The organism is Streptomyces sp. NPDC015532 (assembly GCF_043078065.1).
Taxonomy (GTDB): Bacteria; Actinomycetota; Actinomycetes; order Streptomycetales; family Streptomycetaceae; genus Streptomyces.
Map to the genome: position 1 here is coordinate 1 of NZ_JBIBSY010000041.1, position 2,939 is coordinate 2,939.

Annotated in this window: 1 rRNA gene; it reads left to right on the forward strand. The window is 51.7% G+C overall.

What is annotated here, in order from left to right:
* Window positions 1–9: 9 nt before the first annotated feature.
* Window positions 10–2,931: ribosomal RNA gene (locus ACF07B_RS42860) — 23S ribosomal RNA — on the forward strand.
* The last annotated feature ends 8 nt before the right edge of the window (window positions 2,932–2,939 follow it).

Sequence of the window (2,939 nt, forward strand, 5' to 3'; positions counted from 1 at the left end):
TTTTAGTTTGGTTAAGTTAGAAAGGGCGCACGGTGGATGCCTTGACACTAGGAGTCGATGAAGGACGGGACTAACGCCGATATGCTTCGGGGAGCTGTAAGTAAGCTTTGATCCGAAGATTTCCGAATGGGGAAACCCACCATACGTAATGGTATGGTATCCTTACCTGAATACATAGGGTAAGGAAGACAGACCCAGGGAACTGAAACATCTAAGTACCTGGAGGAAGAGAAAGCAAATGCGATTTCCTGAGTAGCGGCGAGCGAAACGGAACATAGCCCAAACCAAGAGGCTTGCCTCTTGGGGTTGTAGGACATTCTATACGGAGTTACAAAGGAACGAGGTAGACGAAGCGACCTGGAAAGGTCCGTCGTAGAGGGTAACAACCCCGTAGTCGAAACTTCGTTCTCTCTTGAATGTATCCTGAGTACGGCGGAACACGTGAAATTCCGTCGGAATCTGGGAGGACCATCTCCCAAGGCTAAATACTCCCTAGTGATCGATAGTGAACCAGTACCGTGAGGGAAAGGTGAAAAGCACCCCGGAAGGGGAGTGAAAGAGATCCTGAAACCGTGTGCCTACAAATAGTCAGAGCCCGTTAATGGGTGATGGCGTGCCTTTTGTAGAATGAACCGGCGAGTTACGATCCCGTGCGAGGTTAAGCTGAAGAGGCGGAGCCGCAGCGAAAGCGAGTCTGAATAGGGCGTTTAGTACGTGGTCGTAGACCCGAAACCAGGTGATCTACCCATGTCCAGGGTGAAGTTCAGGTAACACTGAATGGAGGCCCGAACCCACGCACGTTGAAAAGTGCGGGGATGAGGTGTGGGTAGCGGAGAAATTCCAATCGAACCTGGAGATAGCTGGTTCTCCCCGAAATAGCTTTAGGGCTAGCCTTAAGTGTAAGAGTCTTGGAGGTAGAGCACTGATTGAACTAGGGGTCCTCATCGGATTACCGAATTCAGTCAAACTCCGAATGCCAATGACTTATCCTTAGGAGTCAGACTGCGAGTGATAAGATCCGTAGTCAAGAGGGAAACAGCCCAGATCGCCAGCTAAGGTCCCAAAGTGTGTATTAAGTGGAAAAGGATGTGGAGTTGCTTAGACAACTAGGATGTTGGCTTAGAAGCAGCCACCATTTAAAGAGTGCGTAATAGCTCACTAGTCGAGTGACTCTGCGCCGAAAATGTACCGGGGCTAAATACACCACCGAAGCTGCGAATTGATACCAATGGTATCAGTGGTAGGGGAGCGTTCTAAGTGCAGTGAAGTCAGACCGGAAGGACTGGTGGAGCGCTTAGAAGTGAGAATGCCGGTATGAGTAGCGAAAGACGGGTGAGAATCCCGTCCACCGAATGCCTAAGGTTTCCTGAGGAAGGCTCGTCCGCTCAGGGTTAGTCAGGACCTAAGCCGAGGCCGACAGGCGTAGGCGATGGACAACAGGTTGATATTCCTGTACCACCTCTTTATCGTTTGAGCAATGGAGGGACGCAGAAGGATAGAAGAAGCGTGCGATTGGTTGTGCACGTCCAAGCAGTTAGGCTGATAAGTAGGCAAATCCGCTTATCGTGAAGGCTGAGCTGTGATGGGGAAGCTCCTTATGGAGCGAAGTCTTTGATTCCCCGCTGCCAAGAAAAGCTTCTAGCGAGATAAAAGGTGCCTGTACCGCAAACCGACACAGGTAGGCGAGGAGAGAATCCTAAGGTGTGCGAGAGAACTCTGGTTAAGGAACTCGGCAAAATGACCCCGTAACTTCGGGAGAAGGGGTGCTTTCTTAACGGAAAGCCGCAGTGAATAGGCCCAAGCGACTGTTTAGCAAAAACACAGGTCTCTGCGAAGCCGTAAGGCGAAGTATAGGGGCTGACACCTGCCCGGTGCTGGAAGGTTAAGGAGAGGGGTTAGCGTAAGCGAAGCTCTGAACTGAAGCCCCAGTAAACGGCGGCCGTAACTATAACGGTCCTAAGGTAGCGAAATTCCTTGTCGGGTAAGTTCCGACCCGCACGAAAGGTGTAACGATTTGGGCACTGTCTCAACCAGAGACTCGGTGAAATTATAGTACCTGTGAAGATGCAGGTTACCCGCGACAGGACGGAAAGACCCCGTGGAGCTTTACTGTAGCCTGATATTGAATTTTGGTACAGTTTGTACAGGATAGGCGGGAGCCATTGAAACCGGAGCGCTAGCTTCGGTGGAGGCGCTGGTGGGATACCGCCCTGACTGTATTGAAATTCTAACCTACGGGTCTTATCGACCCGGGAGACAGTGTCAGGTGGGCAGTTTGACTGGGGCGGTCGCCTCCTAAAGTGTAACGGAGGCGCCCAAAGGTTCCCTCAGAATGGTTGGAAATCATTCGTAGAGTGCAAAGGCATAAGGGAGCTTGACTGCGAGACCTACAAGTCGAGCAGGGACGAAAGTCGGGCTTAGTGATCCGGTGGTTCCGCATGGAAGGGCCATCGCTCAACGGATAAAAGCTACCCCGGGGATAACAGGCTTATCTCCCCCAAGAGTCCACATCGACGGGGAGGTTTGGCACCTCGATGTCGGCTCATCGCATCCTGGGGCTGTAGTCGGTCCCAAGGGTTGGGCTGTTCGCCCATTAAAGCGGTACGCGAGCTGGGTTCAGAACGTCGTGAGACAGTTCGGTCCCTATCCGTCGTGGGCGTAGGAAATTTGAGAGGAGCTGTCCTTAGTACGAGAGGACCGGGATGGACGCACCGCTGGTGTACCAGTTGTTCTGCCAAGGGCATAGCTGGGTAGCTATGTGCGGAAGGGATAAGTGCTGAAAGCATCTAAGCATGAAGCCCCCCTCAAGATGAGATTTCCCATAGCGTAAGCTAGTAAGATCCCTGAAAGATGATCAGGTTGATAGGTTCGAGGTGGAAGCATGGTGACATGTGGAGCTGACGAATACTAATAGATCGAGGACTTAACCATATAATATG